This window comes from Leifsonia sp. CL147 (assembly GCF_900114565.1).
In the GTDB taxonomy this organism is placed as follows: domain Bacteria; phylum Actinomycetota; class Actinomycetes; order Actinomycetales; family Microbacteriaceae; genus Leifsonia.
On record NZ_FOTM01000004.1, the window covers coordinates 178,279 to 196,331 of the forward strand.

Consider the following 18,053-nt stretch of genomic DNA (forward strand, 5'->3'; position numbering starts at 1 on the left):
CCATCGTCAGCCTGCGAGCAGTCGCCTCAGCTGAGCGCTGACCGCATCGTCCTCGATCAGGAACCCGTCGTGGCCGAAGTCCGACCGGATCACCACTGGAACTCTACCGTCCAGCGTGTCCGGAACATGGTAGGCGATCTGCTCCTGTCCTTCCACGGGGAACAGACGGTCGCTGTCGATGCCCACGACGAGCGTGCGCGCGGCGACCCGCGAGAGCGCGGCGGCCTGCCCTCCGCGGCCGCGGCCGACGTCGTGGGAGTTCATCGCCTCCACCAGGGTGATGTAGCTGTTGGCGTCGAACCGGCGGGTGAACTTGTTGCCGTGGAAGTCGAGGTACGACTCCACCGCGAAGCGGCCGCCGCCGCCCAGGGGGCTGATCCCGCTCTGCCACGCGCGCTCGAACCGGACGTTCAGCTCGGAGGGGCTGCGGTAGTTGAGCAGCGCCATCCGGCGGGCGAGCGCCAGCCCGCGGTGCGGCCCCTCGCCGTCCCCGGCGTCGTAGTACTGACCGCCGCGGAACAGGGGGTCGGTGCGAACGGCCTCGATCTGCACCGAGTTGAGGGCGATCTGGTCGGCGGTGGAATGCGGCGGCGCGGCGAGCACGGCCAGCCGCTCGACACGGTGCGGGAACATCACGGCCCACTCCAGCGCCTGCATCCCGCCCATCGAGCCGCCGACGACAGCCGCCCAGCGGTCGATGCCGATCGCGTCGGAGAAGGCGGCCTGCGCATTCACCTGGTCGCGGATGGAGGTGAACGGGAAGCGGGGGCCCCACTCCGCTCCGTCCGGAGCGAGGGATGCCGGCCCGGTCGTCCCCTGGCAGCCGCCCAGCATGTTGGGAACCACGACGAACCAGCGATCGGTGTCGATCGCCTTGCCCGGTCCGATGATGCCCTGCCACCAGCCGGCGGTGAGGTGGCCGGCGCTCGCGGGGCCGACCGCGTGGGAGTCGCCGGTCAGCGCGTGCAGGACCAGCACCGCGTTGTCGCCGTCGGGCGACAGCTCGCCCCATGTCTCGTACGCGATGCGGACGTAGGGGAGGCTCTCCCCGCTCTCGAAGGTGAAGGCCCCGATGCCGGCGAAGTGCCGGCCGCCGGGATGGTCGGACTCCTTCCAGGCGCCGCTCGCCGGCGGCTTCCCGAGCAGCGTCCGCGCCTGGGCGTCCGTGATGAAACTCGACGGCGCCGTGTCGGCGGATGTCTGCCACTCCATAGGCCCATTCTCCCGGAGCGCGCCAGCGCCCATCGCTCTATTACGTCCCGCCGCCGCCGCGCCCCTCCCCCCAACGCGCCCCGAGCCCCACCGTCGAGTACACGAAGACTGCACGCGGAAAACGTTCTCCGCGTGCAGTCTTTGCGTACTCGACGGTGGGGGGTGACGGTGGGGGGTGGGGGGTGGGGGGTGAGGGGCGGGTTACGCGCGCGCTGCCTCCGCGACCGCGCGGGCGGCGGCGAGACCGGCGGAGAGGTCCGCCTTGAGGTCGTCGATGCTCTCCAGTCCGACCGAGAGGCGGACGAGACCGGGGGTGACTCCGGCGGTCAGCTGCTGCTCGGGCGTCAGCTGCGAATGCGTGGTCGACGCCGGGTGGATGACGAGGCTGCGGACATCGCCGATGTTGGCCAGGTGGCTGAACAGCGAGAGGTTGTCCACCAGGGCGGCGCCCGCATCCACACCGCCCTTCAGCTCGAACGACAGCACAGCGCCGACGCCCTTGGGGGCGTACTTGTTGGCCGCCGCGTACCACGGGCTGGTCGGCAGGCCCGAGTAGTTCACCGAGGCGACGTCGGGGTGCGACTCGAGGAACTCCGCGATCTCCTGCGCGTTCTGCGTGTGGCGCTCCACCCGCAGCGAGAGGGTCTCGATGCCCTGGATCAGCTGCCAAGCGCTCGCCGGGGCGATGGCCGCACCGAAGTCGCGGAGCAGCTGGACGCGCGCCTTGATGATGTAGGCGAGGCCGTCGCCGACAGCCGCGGTGTAGCTCGCGCCGTGGTACGACGGGTCCGGAAGGGTGAGGCCGGGGAACTTCTCCACGTTCTTCGACCACTCGTACGTGCCGCCGTCGACGATGACGCCGCCGATGACGGTCCCGTGGCCGCCGAGGAACTTCGTGGCCGAGTGCACGATGATGTCGGCGCCGTGCTCGAACGGGCGGATGAGGTACGGCGTCGCGATCGTGTTGTCCACGATGAGCGGGACGCCCGCCTCATGGGCGATGTCCGCGACGAGGGAGATGTCCAGCACGTTGATCTTCGGGTTGCCGATGGTCTCGGCGAAGAACAGCTTCGTGTTCGGCCGCACCGCCCGGCGCCACTCGTCGGCGTCGTCCTGGTTCTCGACGAAGGTGGTCTCGATGCCGAGCTTGGCCAGCGTGTACTTGAACAGGTTGTACGTGCCGCCGTAGATGGAGCTCGAGGAGACGATGTGATCGCCCGCCTGGGCGATGTTCAGCACGGCGAACGACTCGGCGGCCTGGCCGGAGGCGACGAGGAGGGCGCCGGTGCCGCCCTCGAGCGCCGCGACGCGCTCCTCCACGACGGCCTGCGTCGGGTTCTGGATGCGCGTGTAGATGTTGCCGAACTCGGCCAGCGCGAAGAGGTTCTTCGCGTGCTCGGCGTTGTTGAAGACGTACGACGTGGTCTGGTAGATCGGCGTGGCCCGGGCATTCGTCACCGGGTCCGGTGCGGCGCCTGAGTGGATCTGCTTGGTCTCGAACTGCCAGTCGGCGGCATCGGTCATGGCGTCTCTCCTTCGGGTGTTGCGATGCGCGGAGCGCACCGGCTGCGGCGGTCGGCCACCGCCGACTCCTGCAGGCTAGACGCGCGGGGGCTACCGGGCAACGTATCCGAAACACGCCGTAACCCGCAGAATGGGGGCATGAGCAGCAGACGCGTGGTCGTGACGGGAGCCAGTTCGGGAATCGGTGCGGCCACGGTCCGCGCCTTCCGCACGGAGGGCTGGGAGGTGCTGGGCGTCGCCCGTCGCGAGGACCGTCTGCGCGCGCTCGCCGCAGAGACGGGCGCCGAGGTGTTCGCGGCGGACCTGACCAAGCAGGACGATGTGGATGCGCTGCGCGACCATGTGGCCGCGACCGGCGGCATCCATGCGCTCGTCAACAACGCCGGCGGGGCGCGCGGCCTCGAGTCGGTGGAGGAGTCCAGCCTCGAGGACTGGGCCTGGATGTACGAGATCAACGTCCTCGGCACGAAGCGGGTGATCTCCGCCCTGCTGCCGTTGCTGCGCCAGGGCGCCTCCGAGACCGGGCACGCCGACATCCTCGTCGTGACCTCGATCGCAGGCCTCACCGCATATCCGGGAGGCGGTGGCTACAACGCGGCCAAGTTCGCCGAGCACGCGCTGACCGAGGTGCTGCGGCTGGAGTTGAACGGTGAGCCCATCCGGGTGGTCGAAGTCGCCCCCGGGATGGTCGCGACGGAGGAGTTCTCGCTCGTCCGCTTCGGCGGCGACAAGGAACGTCGCGACGCGGTCTACGAGGATGTGCCTGAGCCGCTCTCCGCGGAGGACATCGCCGAGACGATCGTGCACGCGCTCACGCTGCCGCGGCACGTCGATCTGGATCTGATCGTCGTCAAGCCCGTGGCCCAGGCCGCTCCCTACCGGCTCCACAAGGGCGCCCTCACGGTCCGGGGCTGAGGGCGGGATCCGGGAAGGGCCGGCACGATGGCGGTCGCGGACGACACGAAGCGTGAGCGCTGGGAGCGCGCCACCGGGTGGCCGGCCATCGTCGCATCCTTCGCCTTCCTCATCGCCTACTCGTGGAGCATCCTGGATGAGCACCCGACGCCTGTCGTGCAGGGGACGCTGATCGTCGTCCTGCTGCTGGTGTGGGCCTTCTTCCTGGTCGACTACCTCGTGCGGCTGATCCTCTCCGTCCGGAAGCTCGCGTTCGTCCGGCGCAACCCGATCGATCTGCTGTCGGTGTTCATCCCGATGGTCCGGCCGTTCCGGCTCCTCACCGCTCTCAGCCGCATCCCGGGCCTGGGAGGCGGGAGCGCGTCCCACCTGCGGCGCCGCGTGCTCGTGGTGGCAGGCGCGTCCGTGGTGCTGTTCCTCTACGTGATCTCGTTGACGGAGCTCCGGGTGGAGCGGCACGCGCACGGCGCGACCATCGTCAGCTTCGGCGACGCGGTGTGGTGGGCGTGCGTGACCATGTCGACGGTCGGCTACGGCGACTTCTACCCGGTGACGATCCTCGGGCGGCTTCTCGCGGTGGTGCTGATGATCGGCGGCATTGCGATCGTGGGCATCTCGAGTGCGACCATCGTCAGCTACCTGACCGAGAGGACGCGCTTGCTGCGCGCCGCCCATGAGTCCGAATCGGACCGTGAGGACGGCGAGCCGACGCAGGACGGCCGCACCGACGGCGATTGAGCAGCCTCACCCCTCCGCCACCGCGACGCACGCCCGCAGCAGCGCCAGCGCCTCCCGCCCGTCCCGCACCGTGAAGGCCTGCCGGTGCCCCGCCCGGTCCCGTGCCACACGTCGCAGCAGCTCGGCGTGCTCGGGCCAGCGTTCGGCCGCGAACGCCGCCGCAGCCGTCTTCGACAGCACCTCGCCGGTCTCCATGGTGGCGACGAGGCGGATGGGGCCGAGGGCCACCCAGCGGACCGTCTCCGACCGCAGCGGCGCATCCGCGTCCCGGCCGTCGAGCTCCTTCTCCAGGCCGTCGCCGATGGGCCGCCAGTAGTCCAGCAGGTTGTCCCGGGAGTGCGCGACCACGCCCTCCCGGGCGCCGGGGTGCCGGTCCGCGACGGGAGTCCAGATCACGTCCCCGCCGTCCACGACGGCCTGGACGCCGGATTCGAGCTCGCGCCAGGTGATCCAGCTCAGCTGTGCGCCGGCCAGCGCCGAGACGAGCACCCCCTCGACGACCTGTGGGGCCGTCTGCACGGTGTCCGGACCGTGCGCGAGCTCCGACTCCGTCAGGTAGACGCCGTCGATGTGCGGATCGGAGGCGGCGTGCAACTCCGCGAGCGCCGGGAGGTCCTCCGCGGGATCCCGCGTGACCACGAACACCACGTCGATGTCGCTGACGCCGGGATGCCAGTCCCCGGCTGCCGCCGAGCCCGTGACGATCGCCCTGCTCACCAGCCCCGGCGCTATCCGCGCTTGCTCGAGCAGGAAGGCGGTGAGCGCTTGGGCGACTTCGGCCGGGAGTTGCGTGGACATGGTCACTCCGAGCCGGATGTGCCGTGGATACCCGGATGCCGGACCCGACGCTGCGCCGACGTCTTCTCGGAGGTCATGCGCGATGCTAACACCGGCGCGGCCCGGGTACGGTAGACCAATGGCCAGCGAACTCGACGATTCCGGTGCAGACGTCCTTGTGGAGACGGACCGGGAGGTCCTGGGCTGGCTGGAGTTCGGTGAGGCGGCGCGACATCTGGCCGGCGAGGTGGTCGAGTCCGGCTTCGAGCCGGACATGGTGGTGGCCATCGCGCGGGGCGGTCTGCTGCTGGCCGGCGCCATCTCCTATGCGCTCGGCATCAAGGCCTGCGGCGCCCTGAACGTGGAGTTCTACACGGGGGTCGACACGCGGCTGCCGGAGCCCGTGGTGCTTCCCCCGATGCTCGATTCGGCCGCCCTCGACGCCAAGCGCGTCCTGCTGGTGGATGACGTCTCCGATTCCGGACGCACACTCGCCCTGGTGGTGGACCTGATCGCCGCCTCCGGCGCGGACGTGCGCACGGTGTGCCTCTACTCCAAGCCGCGCACCGTGCTCGAGCCCGATTTCGTCTGGCGCCGCACCGACCGCTGGATCACGTTCCCGTGGTCGGCACTGCCGCCGGTGACCGCCTCCACGCACTGAGGACGCCCGTGCCGAAGACGCTGACGGAGCTCGCCGCCGACGGCTCGCTCGACCCCGGCTGGGCGACGGCGCTGGAGCCGGTCGCCGGCCGCATCGCCGCGATGGGGGAGTTCCTGCGCGAGGAGGTGGCCGCAGGGCGCCCCTACCTGCCCGCCGGCGACGCCGTCCTCCGCGCCTTCCGCGCGCCGCTGTCGGAGGTGCGCGTGCTGATCGTGGGCCAGGATCCCTACCCGACGCCCGGCCATCCCATCGGTCTGTCGTTCGCGGTGGAGCGCCACGTGCGGCCGCTGCCGAGGAGTCTGCAGAACATCTATCGCGAGCTGCGCGACGACATCGGCGTCGTCCCGCCTCCGCATGGCGACCTGAGCGCTTGGGCCGATCACGGCGTGATGCTGCTGAACCGCGTGCTCACCGTCCGGCCGGGGGAGCCGGCCTCGCACCGCGGAAAGGGCTGGGAGGCGGTGACCGAGCACGCCATCCGGTCGCTGGTCGCACGCCGCCGGCCGTTCGTGGCCGTTCTGTGGGGCCGGGATGCGTCGACGCTGATGCCGCTCCTGGATGGCAACCCCGTGATCGAGTCGGCGCACCCGAGCCCGTTGTCCGCCTCCCGCGGGTTCTTCGGGTCCAAGCCGTTCTCGCGGGCGAACGCCCTGCTGGAGCGCCTCGGCGAGAAGCCCGTGGACTGGTCGCTCGAACCGTAACGCGCTCGCAATGAGCGCGACGTAGGCTTGTCGGCGTGCTGGAAGAGGAATACGAGCAGCGCCGGGCCCTGCCCCGCCACCTGCGCAAACCGGAGCCGCCGGAGGCGCCGTTCGAATACACGATGCGCGATGCGCGTCCGGAGGACCTCCCGCACGTCCGCGAGATCTACAACCACTACGTCGCCAACAGCACCGTGACCTTCGACGAGGATGCGATGACCCTGCGCGAGTGGAAGAGCAAGTTCGCCTATCTGAAGAAGCTCGGGATGCCGTTCATCGTGGCCGAGTCGCCCAACGGGCAGATCCTCGGCTACGCCCTCGTGCAGCCGTGGAAGCAGAAGCGCGCCTACCGGTTCACGGTGGAGAACTCGATCTACCTGGGCGCCGCCTCCACCGGCAAGGGCCTCGGGCCCGTGCTGATGCAGGAGCTCATCGACCGTTCCCGTGCCGCCGGGCTGAAGGAGATCATCGCGGTGATCGCCGACAAGGGGGCCGAGGCGTCGATCAAGATGCACGAGAACTTCGGCTTCACCGAGATCGGCCGCATGGGCCACGTCGGCTACAAGTTCGACCGCTGGCTCGGCACGATCCTCATGCAGAAGTCGCTGAAATAGCCGCGACGCTCCACCCCGGCGAAAGGATGCGGCGCTAGGCTCGCCCTCGTGACCAGCGCGACACCCGGAACCGGCCAGGTCGCCTCCGCCGCTCCCGCGACGCCGGCGAACCTGCCGCTGCGCAGGCGTCCTGTCGACATCTTCTTCATCGTGATGTTCTCGCTGTTCATCGTGACCTGCATCATCAGCGACGCGATCCCGACCCTCGGCATCCCGCAGACCGCGACGACGACGAACATCCTCGCGCAGTGGAACTACACCTACTCGTCGCAGTACGACCCCCTCTACATGCACGAGCCGCTCTGGCTGCGGTTCATCACCGGCACGAGCGCTTTCGTCTACCTCCCGTTCTACGTGGTGCTCATCGTCTGCCTCGCGAAGGGCGTCAACGGGATCCAGCTGTTCGCGGTGATCTACGCGACGATGATCATCAGCCTGACGGCCATCCCCGTCTTCGGCGTCGAGTTCTTCGGCCCGGTGGGGGAGCGGACCCCCGACCCGGTCGGCTTCCTGCTGTACAACGGGCCGTACGTGCTCGTCCCGCTCCTGCTGCTCATCAGGATGCGCAAGCCGCTGCCGTTCACCAGGAGGTTCTGAGATGCCGCTGCTGGAAGACCTGACCGTCTACGAGGACGGCGACCGCTACGACGTATACGACCACTCCTTCCCGGACGCCGACGCGGAACCGGGCCGCGGCCGGCCGCTGGGCGCGATCACGCTCACGCCCGACGGTGAGTACGTGCCCTCGGGAGTCGGGGCGGTCTACGAGTACGTCGCGCCCGCGCGCACCCTGGACGAGGCGCTGGAGGCGTTCGTCGGCTCGGCCTGAGCGGGTGTGAGCCAGCGGCCGGCTATGAGTTGGCTGCAGGTACTGTCTCTCCCGGCGGTTCCGTCTTAGCCTGAGGGCGACGACATCGTCGGACGGCGCGGGCACCGCGCCGGCCGAGTGAGGCCGATGGCATGAAAACCGTGGCCGGGAGTGGAACGCTCCCGGCCACGTCCATGCCCGGTGTGCTGAACCCGGCGTGCTGAACCCGGCGCCACGACCCGGCGTCATGAACCCGGAGGCCGAATCGTCTTGAAGGGTATGAGGTGGATCTTCGTCGCGGCCGCGGCCGCCGGGCTGCTGTGCTGGGCAGGCCGCTGGGGTCTGCGCCGCGCGGCTGTGGCGCTGGCGCGCATCGTCGTCCACCCGGCTCCGCGTGCGGCCACGCCCATCCACTCCAGCACCGGTACGAGCGTCACGCTGGCTGCGGATCGCCGCACCCTGCACCGCGGGCAGTTCGGGCTCTGGTTCGGCGAGGGCGGGCATGCGGTCATCGGCCACGTGATCGCTCACGACCCCGAGGCGCGAACGGTGACGCGCGAACTGCTCGACGTCGACGGTGATCTCGGGTCCGCGCGCTTCGGCCAGTGGACCGGGCACCTGCACCCGGGTCCGGCATCCCTTCGGCGGCGCCACCGGGAGGTGCGCATCGCCGTGCCGGGCGGCGTGGCTCCGGCCTGGCTCATCGAGCCGCGGGAGGCGGCGGGCCCGTCCGCGGCGGGCCCGTCCAGCGCGCCCGCCTCCGCGTCGTCCTCCGCGCCCTCCTCGACGTGGGCCATCCACATCCACGGCCGCAACGGCACCCGGACCACGGCGCTCGCGTCGGTGCACGCCATGGACGCACTCGGGATGGTGTCCTTGGTCGTCTCGTACCGCGGCGACGGTGAGGGGCCGGCGGCTCCTGGGGGCGCGTCCACGCTGGGGCTGCGCGAGTGGGAGGACGTGGATGCGGCGATCGGCTACGCGCTCGACCACGGAGCGCAGCGGGTGATCCTGGTCGGATGGTCGCTCGGCGGCGCGATCGCGTTGCAGCTCAGCGAGCTGAGCGCGCACCGCGCATCCATCCACCGCCTGGTCCTCGTCGGGCCCGTCACCGACTGGCGGGCTGCGGTGCGCACCGGCGCCCTGGTGCGCGGGCTGCCGAGCTGGGTAGGTGGGCTCGCCGTCCGCGCGCTCGGCGACCGGTCCCTGAGCGCGCGTATCGGACTCGTCGAGCCCATCGACTTCGAGCAGCTGGGCTGGGCACGTCCCGGTCGCCTCACGGTTCCCGCCCTCGTGATCCACTCCGACGGCGATCGGGAGGTGCCGCTGTCCTGCTCCGTGATGTTCGCCATGGCGAATCCGACCCTGGTGCGACTGGTCGAACTCTCACCTGCGGAGCACTGCTGGGAGTACAACGTCGATCCGGCGGCCTTCAACAGCGCCGTGATCGACTTCCTCCGCTCGGGCCGGGAGGGATCCCGCCGGCTCGGCTAGCCTGGTCGCATGGCCGATCTCCACGAGCTGACGGCGCTCGAGCTCTGGCAGGAACTGCAGTCCGGGCGGGTCTCCCCGAGAGAGGTCGCCTCCCACTTCCTGGACCGGATCGAACGGCTGAACCCGGAGCTCGGCGCCTTCGTCACGGTCACCCGTGACCAGGCGCTCGCGCGCGCGGACGAAGTGGCGGAGCGCGTCCCGAGGACCGCCCCGCTGTGGGGCCTCCCGTTCGGCGACAAAGACCTGTGGATGCGCGCCGGAGTCCCGGCGGGGTTCGGCTCCCGCGCGATGACGGGATTCGTGCCCGACACGAGCGACGAGCTCGTCGAGACGATGGATGCGGCGGGCGGCGTCAGTCTCGGCAAGACCAACGCGCCCGAGTTCGGGCTGCCGGCCTACACCGAGTCGCTCGCTGCGCCGCCCGCCCGCAATCCGTGGGACCCCGGACGCGGAGCGGGAGGATCGAGCGGCGGAGCGGCTGTGGCCGTGGCAGCCGGGATGCTGCCGTTCGCGCCGGGATCCGACGGCGGCGGGTCCATCCGCATCCCGGCTGCGGCCTGCGGACTCGTCGGGCTCAAGCCGACCAGGGGACTGGTACCGGCCGGAAGCGGCATCGAGTCGCTGGCCGGCCTCGTCGTGGCCGGTCCGATCGCCCGTGACACGGCGGATGCGGCCCTGCTGCTCGACGGCATGATCGCGAAGCGCAACGGGCGCATCGACCATCACTTCACGCTGCGAGCTCCGTATGACGACGACGGTCCGTTTCTCGGAGCAGCGGTGCGCGGCGAGGGCCGCTTCCAGCTCGGAGTGATGACCACGTCCGCCTGGGACGGCGCCTACGACATCGCCATCGCACCCGAGGCGCGTCAGGCCCTCTCCGTCGCGGTCGAGGCGTTCTCCGCCATGGGCCACGGAGTGGAGGAGACGGCGCTCACGCCCGATGACACGTATGCGCCCGCCTTCCGGACGATCTGGCAGGCGGGCGCTGCGCGCATCCCGGCGGAGGGCGAGACGCTCTCCCTGCTCGAGCCGCTGACCGCCTGGCTGGTCGAACGGGGACGCGCGCTCAGCGCCCGCGAGCTGAGCGAGGCTCTGTCGGCGCTCACCGCGTACGAGCGATCGTTCCTCGCGCAGCTGTCGTCGTTCGACGCCGTGCTGACGCCGGCGATGGCGCTCACCCCGCGGCCCCTCGGCTGGTACGACCAGGAGGACGGCGAGCGCAACTTCGAGCAGCAGGTCCAGTACACGCCCTTCACGTCGATGCTCAACGTGACCGGGCTGCCCGGCATCGTGCTCCCGGTGTGGCAGACCGAGGACGGGCTCCCGATGGGCGTGCAGCTGATCGGCCGGCCGGGAGGGGAGCGGACGCTCCTGTCACTCGCCGCTCAGCTGGAGCGACGCATGCACTGGCAGGACCGCCGCCCGCCCGTCTGGTAGCCGTCCGCGATCCGAGAGCCCTCGAACGTCAGCTGACGGGCCCGGTGTACTTCTCACCCGGGCCCTTCCCGATCTCGTCGGGGATCGCCGACGCCTCGCGGAAGGCGAGCTGCAGGGACCGCAGTCCGTCGCGCAGGCTGCGCGCGTGCTGGTCCCCGATGTGCTGGGCGCTCGCCGTCACGAGGCCGGCGAGGGCGTCGATGAGCTTGCGCGCCTCATCCAAGTCGGTCTGATGCTCGGGGTCGTCGGCCAGTCCGCACTTGACGGCGGCTGCGCTCATCAGGTGGACCGCGGTCGTGGTGATCACCTCGACCGCGGGGACCTCCGCGATGTCCCGCGTGGCTTCCGCGACACCGTCGCGATCGTCGCCGGTGCCGTCGAAGGTGAAGGATGTGTCGCTCACTGCATTCCTCTGTTAGAATCGTCCGGGCTCCGGGACTTCTGTCCCGGTACGAAAGTGGAGATTCCTCCCACCCGCGCTTGACCGTTTTACAGGTTACCGGGTCATTGCACTCCGCCATCGCGTGTGAACGCGGGGGTAGTCAGGGTGCTGTACCAGGCCTGCGAACCGGATCTTCCGAGATCTGGGAATCGCAGGCTCTGCTGGTGCGTGGAACCTCCTCTTTCGCCGGACCGTCGCAGACGGCCCGTGGCTGCGAAGAACATCGCTCGATCAGAGGAGACAGACATCAGCGATCCCCGTACGAATGACCGTATCCGCGTCCCCGAAGTTCGACTCGTCGGCCCCAGCGGAGAGCAGGTCGGCGTTGTCAAGATCGAGGTCGCACTGCGACTCGCGCAGGAGGCCGACCTCGACCTGGTCGAAGTCGCGCCCAACTCCAAGCCGCCGGTCGCCAAGATCATGGACTACGGCAAGTTCAAGTACGAGGCTGCGCAGAAGGCCAAAGAGGCCCGGCGCAACCAGGCGAACACGATCCTCAAAGAGGTCCGTTTCCGCCTCAAGATCGACAAGCACGACTACGAGACCAAGCGCAAGCGCGCCGAAGGCTTCCTGAAGGCCGGCGACAAGGTGAAGGCCATGATCCTCTTCCGGGGCCGCGAGCAGTCGCGTCCGGAGCAGGGCGTCCGCCTCCTGCAGCGCTTCGCTGAAGATGTCGCCGAGCTCGGCACCGTGGAGTCCAACCCCACGATCGACGGGCGCAACATGGTGATGATCATCGGCCCGCTCAAGAACAAGTCGGAGGCCAAGGCCGAGGCCAACGCACAACGTGCCGCTAACAAGGCTCGCGCTCAGGGGCGCGACCACGATGCGGTTGCTGAGACAGACGACGCTGCTCAGTCCGAAGAGAGTTCGCCCGCCCAGGCGACGAACGAGGAGAAGTAATGCCCAAGCAGAAGAGCCACTCCGGCGCCAAGAAGCGCTTCAAGATCACCGGCAGCGGCAAGGTCATGAAGCAGCAGGCCGGCATGCGCCACAACCTGGAGCTCAAGTCCAGCCGTCGTACGCGCCGGCTGAACCAGGACCAGGTCGTCCCCGAGGTGGACGCCAAGGTCATCCGCCGGATGCTCGGCAAGTAACGACTCGACACTCGCAGACTTTGTGAATCAGTAGAAGGAAATCGACTAATGGCAAGAGTGAAGAGGGCGGTAAACGCCCACAAGAAGCGTCGGGTCATCCTCGAGCGCGCAGAGGGCTACCGCGGCCAGCGGTCGCGCCTCTACCGCAAGGCGAAGGAGCAGGTCACCCACTCCCTCGTCTACGCGTACCGTGACCGCCGCCAGAAGAAGGGCGACTTCCGCCGCCTCTGGATCCAGCGGATCAATGCCGCATCCCGTGCGAACGGCCTGACGTACAACCGCTTCATCCAGGGCCTCGGCCTCGCGGGTGTCGAGGTCGACCGTCGCATCCTCGCCGACCTGGCCATCACCGAGCCCGCGACCTTCGCGGCGCTCGTCGAGACGGCCAAGAAGGCGCTGCCGGCCGACACGTCGGCCCCGAAGGCCGCGGCGTAACCCCACCGTCGGAACGGCCCGGTCGAGTCACCTCGACCGGGCCGTTCGTCGTTTCGTGGGGGGCCGCTGTGCCGGGGGGACCTTCGTGACGAATGTCGCGCTGGGCGGTGCTGAGGGGGACATTCGTGACGAATGTTGCGCTGGGCTGTGTTGAGGGGGACATTCGTGACGAATGTTGCGCTGGACTGTGTTGAGGGGGACATTCGTGACGAATGTTGCGCTGGGCTGTGTTGAGGGGGACATTCGTGACGAATGTTGCGCTGGGCTGTGTTGAGGGGGACATTCGTGACGAATGTTGCGCTGGACTGTGTTGAGGGGGACATTCGTGACGAATGTTGCGCTGGGCTGTGCTGAAGGGGACATTCGTGACGAATGCTGACCCCTAAGCTGGTGACATGCTGGACAACCCGCGCTCGCCGCGCGTCAGGGCCGTCGCCAAGCTCGCCAAACGCGCAGCACGCGCGGAGACCGGGCTCTTCCTCCTCGAAGGGCCGCAGGCGGTCACCGAGGCGCTGTCCTTCCGACCAGAGCTGATGGTGGACCTCTTCGCCACGCCGACCGCTCTCGAGCGGTACCCGGAGATCGCCCGTGCCGCAGCGGAGGCGGAGCTCGAGGCCGAGTTCGTCTCGGAGCACGTGCTGGATGCGATGGCCGACACCGTCACTCCGCAGGGCTTCGTCGCGGTCGCGCGGCAGTTCCCGACCTCGGTCCGCGACATCTTCGCCGGCGCGCCGCGCCTCGTCGCCGTGCTCGAGGAGGTGCGCGATCCCGGCAACGCCGGCACGATCATCCGCGCGGCCGACTCCGCCGGCGCCGATGCGGTCGTGCTGAGCGGCCGCACGGTCGACCTCTACAACCCGAAGGTCGTCCGCTCCACCACCGGGTCCCTCTTCCACCTGCCGGTCGCGGTCGGTGCGGACCTCGCCGACGTCGTGGGCCGCGCCCACACCGCCGGCCTGCAGGTGCTCGCCGCGGACGTCAAGGGCGAGGATCTCCTCTCGGCGCGTCGCGACGGCGAGCTGGCACGGCCGACCGCCTGGGTCTTCGGCAACGAGGCGCGCGGACTCGCCGACGAACTGCTCGAGCTGGTGGATCGGGTGGTGACGGTCCCGATCTATGGCCGGGCCGAGTCCATGAACCTCGCGACGGCGGCCTCCGTCTGCCTGTACGAGTCGGCCTTCGCACAGCGTTCCTGACTCACGCTGCGCACAGCCCGGCGGTTGTCCACAGGCGCCGGCCGGGACCGGGATGGGCGATGCTCGCCGACTAGACTGGGTGACCGTGTCAGATTCCACGCAGATCACCGAATCCGCGGTCGAAGCGGCCGTCACGGCCGCTCTCGCCGCGATCGATGCCGCCGCCGATTCGGCGGCGCTGAAGACGGTGCGCCACGACCACACGGCAGAGGGCTCGCCGCTCGCCCGGCTGAACGCCGCCATCCGCTCGCTCCCCGGTGACCAGAAGGCCGCTGCCGGCAAGCTGGTCGGCGGCGCGCGGTCTCGCGTGGCCCAGGCATTCGCGGCCAGGGAGGCGGAGATCGCTGCGGCGGAGCAGGCGGCGCAGCTCGCCGCCGAGGCCGTCGACGTGACGGCTCTGCCGTCCCGCTGGACGCCGGGTGCGCGGCACCCGCTGAGCCTGCTCCAGGAGCGGATCGCCGACGTCTTCGTCGGGATGGGATGGGAGGTGGCCGAGGGACCCGAACTCGAGAGCGAGTGGTACAACTTCGACGCGCTGAACTTCGACGCCGACCACCCCGCGCGCGCCATGCAGGACACCTTCTTCGTCGAGCCGACGGATGCGCACCTCGTCCTGCGGACGCACACCTCGCCGGTGCAGCTGCGCGCCCTGCTGGGCGACGACCTCCCGGTGTACCGGATCGCGCCCGGCCGGGTGTTCCGCACGGACGAGTTCGACGCGACGCACCTCCCGGTGTTCCACCAGACCGAGGGCATCGCGGTCGACAAGGGCCTGACCATGGCGCACCTCCGCGGCACGCTCGACCACTTCGTCAAGACGCTGTTCGGCGACGAGGCGCGTGTGCGCCTGCGTCCCAACTACTTCCCCTTCACCGAGCCGAGCGCCGAGCTCGACCTGTGGCATCCCACCTTCAAGGGCGGCGCACGCTGGATCGAGTGGGGCGGCTGCGGCATGGTCAACCCGAACGTCCTGCGCTCCGCGGGCATCGATCCCGACGTCTACTCCGGGTTCGCGTTCGGGATGGGCGTGGAGCGGGCCCTGATGTTCCGCAACGACGTCCAGGACATGCGTGACATGGCCGAAGGCGATGTCCGGTTCTCCCAGCAGTTCGGAATGGTGGTCTGATGCGCGTCCCTCTGAGTTGGCTCGGCGAGTTCGTCGACCTGGAGCCCGGCACGAGCCCGGAGGAGGTGCACGCCGCCCTCGTCTCCGTCGGACTGGAGGAGGAGGACGTCCACACCTTCGAGATCTCCGGACCGGTCGTCGTCGGCCAGGTCCTGGAGTTCGAGGAGGAGCCGCAGAGCAACGGCAAGACCATCCGCTGGTGCCAGGTGCGCGTCGCGCCCGAGGGCCGGAGCGCAGCGGACGGCGGTGCGGACGTGCGCGGAATCGTCTGCGGCGCCCGCAACTTCCTCGCCGGGGACAAGGTCGTGGTGACGCTGCCCGGTGCCGTGCTGCCCGGTCCGTTCCCCATCGCCGCGCGTAAAACGTACGGCCACGTCTCGGACGGCATGATCGCCTCCGCACGCGAGCTCGGGCTGGGCGAGGAACACGACGGCATCCTGCGCCTGAGCACCCTCGGGCTCGACCCGGAGGTCGGCACGGACGCTGTGGGGCTGCTCGGGCTCGACGACGCTGCGGTCGAGGTGAACGTCACGCCCGACCGTGGCTACGCGTTCTCCATCCGCGGCATCGCCCGCGAGTACTCGCACGCGACCGGCGCCGCGTTCCGCGATCCGGCCGACGCCGTGCCGGTGCGTTCCGCGGCGGACCACGCCCGGGGCTTCAGCGTGACGATCGACGACACCGCGCCGCTGCGCGGCCACGTCGGCGCGAGCGTCTTCGTGACGCGCGTCGTGCGTGACGTCGACGGCTCGCGCCCGACGCCCGCATGGATGATCGCCCGGCTGAAGCTGGCGGGCATCCGCTCGATCTCGCTCATCGTCGACATCACCAACTACGTGATGCTCGAGCTCGGGCAGCCCATCCACGGCTACGACCTCGACCGGCTGTCCGGCGGGATCGTCGTGCGCCGGGCGGCGCCGGGGGAGACGCTGGTCACCCTCGACGACCAGACCCGGACGCTCGACCCGGAAGACCTCGTCATCGCCGACGATTCCGGCGCGATCGGCCTGGCCGGAGTGATGGGAGGCGCCTCCACCGAGATCGGCGCCGGAACCCGCAACGTGCTCATCGAGGCGGCGAACTTCGACCCGGTCTCCATCGCACGGACCGCACGACGCCACAAGCTGCCGAGCGAGGCCTCCAAGCGTTTCGAGCGCGGAGTGGACCCGCAGGTCGCCGTCGCGGCGGCGGCACGCGTCGTGCAGCTGCTCGAGCAGCTCGCGGGCGGACACGCGGACGAGCTCGGCTCGCTGCTGGACGCTTCCGAGTCCGCGGAGCCCATCCACCTTCCCACGGGATACATCGCCGGGCTGATCGGCGTCGACTTCAGCGACGACGAGGTGCGCGGTGCCCTGGCCGAGATCGGCGGCACGGTCAGCGAAGCGGCGGACGGCCTGCTCGTCGCCGCGCCGACCTGGCGACCGGACCTGCGCGACAAGTCGGACCTGGCCGAAGAGGTCGCCCGCATCGTCGGCTACGACCGCATCCCCTCGGTGCTGCCCGTCGCGCCTCCGGGTCGCGGGCTGACGCGTGAGCAGCGGCTGCGCCGTGCGGTCGTGCAGACGCTGGCCGACAACGGCGCCACCGAAGTGCTGTCGTTCCCGTTCGTCAGCGAGGCGCAGAACGACCTGTTCGGTGCACCGGAGGCCGGCGGCGTCCCCGCCGTCCGGCTCGCCAACGCGCTGGATGCCACTGCGCCGTACCTGCGGACCTCGCTGCTTCCCGGCCTGCTGGATGCGGCCAAACGCAACCTCGCCCGCGGGCTCGTCGATCTGCGCGTGTACGAGCTCGGCACGGTGTTCCGTCCCTCGGAGGGCTCGATCGGCAGCGAGACGCTGCCGCCGGGCGCCGCCCTGCCCGGCCCCGACATCCTCGCCGGGCTCAATGCCGGCATCCCGGCTCAACCCCGGCATCTGGCCGGACTCGTCGTGGGCAACGTCCTCGAGAAGCAGCCCGGCGTCGCCCCGGTGCCCGCGGGCCTGACCGACGCCCTCGACATGGTGCGCCAGACGGCCGCCGCGGTGGGACTCGCCGTGGACGTCGCGCAAGCGTCGCATCAGGCGCTGCACCCGGGCCGCACGGCCGAGCTGCTCGCCCGCGCCGCGGACGGAACCGTGGTCTCCGTCGGCTATGCCGGCGAGTTGCTGCCGGCGCTCGCCCACGACCTGGATCTGCCTCGCGTGGTCGCCGTCTTCGAACTCGATCTCGACGCCCTGATCGGCGTCGCCCCGGCCGATATCGTCGCGGGCGTCATTGCGGGCTTCCCCGCCGCCACCCAGGACCTGTCCCTCGTCGTACCTCCGGACGCGCCCGCCGGCGAGGTGCTGCGAGCCGTGCGGGAGGGCGCGGGTGCGCTGCTCGAGGACATCCGACTCGTCGACGACTACCGGGGCCCAGGCCTGCCCGAGGGACACAAGAGCCTCACCTTCGCGCTCCGCTTCCGTGCCGCCGACCGCACCCTCACGGCGGCGGAGGCCACCGAGGCCAAGCTCGCCGGCGCCGCCTGCGCCGCCGACCGCTTCGGCGCGGCCATCCGCGAGTAGTCCCGCGCGCTCCGGAGCGGACGGCCGCGCCCGTGCCGCGACGACGGTGCGCGGGCACACCGAACGCGAGGCGTACCGAAGGAGATCGGGTGTCGAATCTCCTTCGATCGGCAGTACTGAAGGAGATTCGAACCCGACCCGTTCGATTCTCCTTCAGTCGGCCGCACCAGGAGGAGATCGAGGGGGAACCTTCCTGGGCTGGCGGTAGCGGAGGAGATCGGAGGGGAACCTGGGCTGGCGCTGACGGAGGAGATCGGAGGGGAACCTGGGCTGGCGCTGACGGAGGAGATCGAAGGGGAACCTGGGCTGGCGCTAAGGGAGGAGATCGGGTGC

The 18,053-nt window shown here is 70.2% G+C and carries 19 protein-coding genes; 15 read left to right on the forward strand and 4 right to left on the reverse strand.

Going from position 1 to position 18,053, the window contains the following annotated elements:
• Nucleotides 1-6 precede the first annotated feature (6 nt).
• Both BM287_RS05630 and BM287_RS05635 read right to left on the reverse strand, forming a co-directional pair.
• Nucleotides 7-1,212 (reverse strand): homoserine O-acetyltransferase MetX, encoded by a 1,206-nt coding sequence (locus BM287_RS05630; protein ID WP_090036799.1) that lies wholly within the window; start codon nt 1,210-1,212, stop codon nt 7-9.
• A gap of 201 nt (nt 1,213-1,413) precedes the next feature.
• Nucleotides 1,414-2,736 carry a bifunctional o-acetylhomoserine/o-acetylserine sulfhydrylase gene (locus BM287_RS05635; RefSeq protein ID WP_090036801.1) on the reverse strand — a complete coding sequence of 441 codons (1,323 nt, stop codon included), beginning with the start codon at nt 2,734-2,736 and terminating at the stop codon, nt 1,414-1,416.
• Nucleotides 2,737-2,874: 138 nt separating this feature from the next.
• On the opposite strand from BM287_RS05635, the gene BM287_RS05640 reads away from it, so the two are divergent.
• On the forward strand, nt 2,875-3,651 hold the full coding sequence (locus BM287_RS05640) for an SDR family oxidoreductase (protein WP_170857438.1): 777 nt from the start codon (nt 2,875-2,877) through the stop codon (nt 3,649-3,651).
• 27 nt (nt 3,652-3,678) lie between these two features.
• Complete coding sequence (locus tag BM287_RS05645; RefSeq protein WP_090036803.1) at nt 3,679-4,389, forward strand: potassium channel family protein; 711 nt, start codon at nt 3,679-3,681, stop codon at nt 4,387-4,389.
• A gap of 6 nt (nt 4,390-4,395) precedes the next feature.
• Here BM287_RS05645 and BM287_RS05650 read toward each other — a convergent pair whose 3' ends face one another.
• Complete coding sequence (locus BM287_RS05650) at nt 4,396-5,187, reverse strand: nucleotidyltransferase domain-containing protein (protein WP_090036805.1); 792 nt, start codon at nt 5,185-5,187, stop codon at nt 4,396-4,398.
• A gap of 118 nt (nt 5,188-5,305) precedes the next feature.
• Between BM287_RS05650 and BM287_RS05655 the strand changes: the two genes are divergently transcribed.
• From BM287_RS05655 to BM287_RS05685, 7 genes are all read left to right on the forward strand, one after another.
• A complete protein-coding gene (locus tag BM287_RS05655; protein WP_090036807.1) occupies nt 5,306-5,827 on the forward strand; it encodes a phosphoribosyltransferase in 522 nt (173 codons plus the stop codon).
• Nucleotides 5,828-5,835: 8 nt separating this feature from the next.
• A complete protein-coding gene (locus tag BM287_RS05660) occupies nt 5,836-6,528 on the forward strand; it encodes a uracil-DNA glycosylase (protein ID WP_090036913.1) in 693 nt (230 codons plus the stop codon).
• A gap of 35 nt (nt 6,529-6,563) precedes the next feature.
• Complete coding sequence (locus BM287_RS05665; RefSeq protein WP_170857439.1) at nt 6,564-7,142, forward strand: GNAT family N-acetyltransferase; 579 nt, start codon at nt 6,564-6,566, stop codon at nt 7,140-7,142.
• A gap of 48 nt (nt 7,143-7,190) precedes the next feature.
• Nucleotides 7,191-7,739, forward strand: a complete 549-nt coding sequence (locus tag BM287_RS05670) for a DUF2781 domain-containing protein (RefSeq protein WP_090036809.1) — start codon at nt 7,191-7,193, stop codon at nt 7,737-7,739.
• Nucleotide 7,740: 1 nt separating this feature from the next.
• Nucleotides 7,741-7,971 (forward strand): hypothetical protein, encoded by a 231-nt coding sequence (locus tag BM287_RS05675; protein WP_090036811.1) that lies wholly within the window; start codon nt 7,741-7,743, stop codon nt 7,969-7,971.
• A gap of 258 nt (nt 7,972-8,229) precedes the next feature.
• Nucleotides 8,230-9,444: an alpha/beta hydrolase family protein gene (locus BM287_RS05680; protein WP_090036815.1), complete on the forward strand. Its 1,215-nt coding sequence runs from the start codon at nt 8,230-8,232 to the stop codon at nt 9,442-9,444.
• 9 nt (nt 9,445-9,453) lie between these two features.
• Entirely contained in the window at nt 9,454-10,881 is a 1,428-nt protein-coding gene (locus BM287_RS05685) for an amidase (protein WP_090036817.1), read from the forward strand.
• 28 nt (nt 10,882-10,909) lie between these two features.
• Here BM287_RS05685 and BM287_RS05690 read toward each other — a convergent pair whose 3' ends face one another.
• On the reverse strand, nt 10,910-11,284 hold the full coding sequence (locus BM287_RS05690) for a DUF1844 domain-containing protein (RefSeq protein WP_090036819.1): 375 nt from the start codon (nt 11,282-11,284) through the stop codon (nt 10,910-10,912).
• Nucleotides 11,285-11,530: 246 nt separating this feature from the next.
• Here BM287_RS05690 and infC point away from each other — a divergent pair, with 246 nt between their 5' ends.
• The 6 genes from infC to pheT all read left to right on the forward strand — a co-directional run bounded on the left by infC (nt 11,531) and on the right by pheT (nt 17,720).
• Nucleotides 11,531-12,226: a translation initiation factor IF-3 gene (gene infC / locus BM287_RS05695; protein WP_244527929.1), complete on the forward strand. Its 696-nt coding sequence runs from the start codon at nt 11,531-11,533 to the stop codon at nt 12,224-12,226.
• The gene (gene rpmI / locus BM287_RS05700; RefSeq protein WP_090036821.1) at nt 12,226-12,420 is read left to right on the forward strand and encodes a 50S ribosomal protein L35; all 195 of its coding nucleotides are present in this window, start codon (nt 12,226-12,228) and stop codon (nt 12,418-12,420) included. The genes infC and rpmI overlap by 1 nt, the downstream gene beginning before the upstream one ends.
• A gap of 48 nt (nt 12,421-12,468) precedes the next feature.
• Complete coding sequence (gene rplT / locus BM287_RS05705) at nt 12,469-12,855, forward strand: 50S ribosomal protein L20 (protein WP_090036823.1); 387 nt, start codon at nt 12,469-12,471, stop codon at nt 12,853-12,855.
• Nucleotides 12,856-13,250: 395 nt separating this feature from the next.
• A complete protein-coding gene (locus BM287_RS05710; protein ID WP_090036825.1) occupies nt 13,251-14,051 on the forward strand; it encodes a TrmH family RNA methyltransferase in 801 nt (266 codons plus the stop codon).
• A gap of 85 nt (nt 14,052-14,136) precedes the next feature.
• A complete protein-coding gene (gene pheS, locus BM287_RS05715; protein WP_090036919.1) occupies nt 14,137-15,177 on the forward strand; it encodes a phenylalanine--tRNA ligase subunit alpha in 1,041 nt (346 codons plus the stop codon).
• Nucleotides 15,177-17,720 (forward strand): phenylalanine--tRNA ligase subunit beta, encoded by a 2,544-nt coding sequence (pheT, locus tag BM287_RS05720; RefSeq protein ID WP_090036827.1) that lies wholly within the window; start codon nt 15,177-15,179, stop codon nt 17,718-17,720. Before pheS ends, pheT begins: the two co-directional genes overlap by 1 nt.
• The last annotated feature ends 333 nt before the right edge of the window (nt 17,721-18,053 follow it).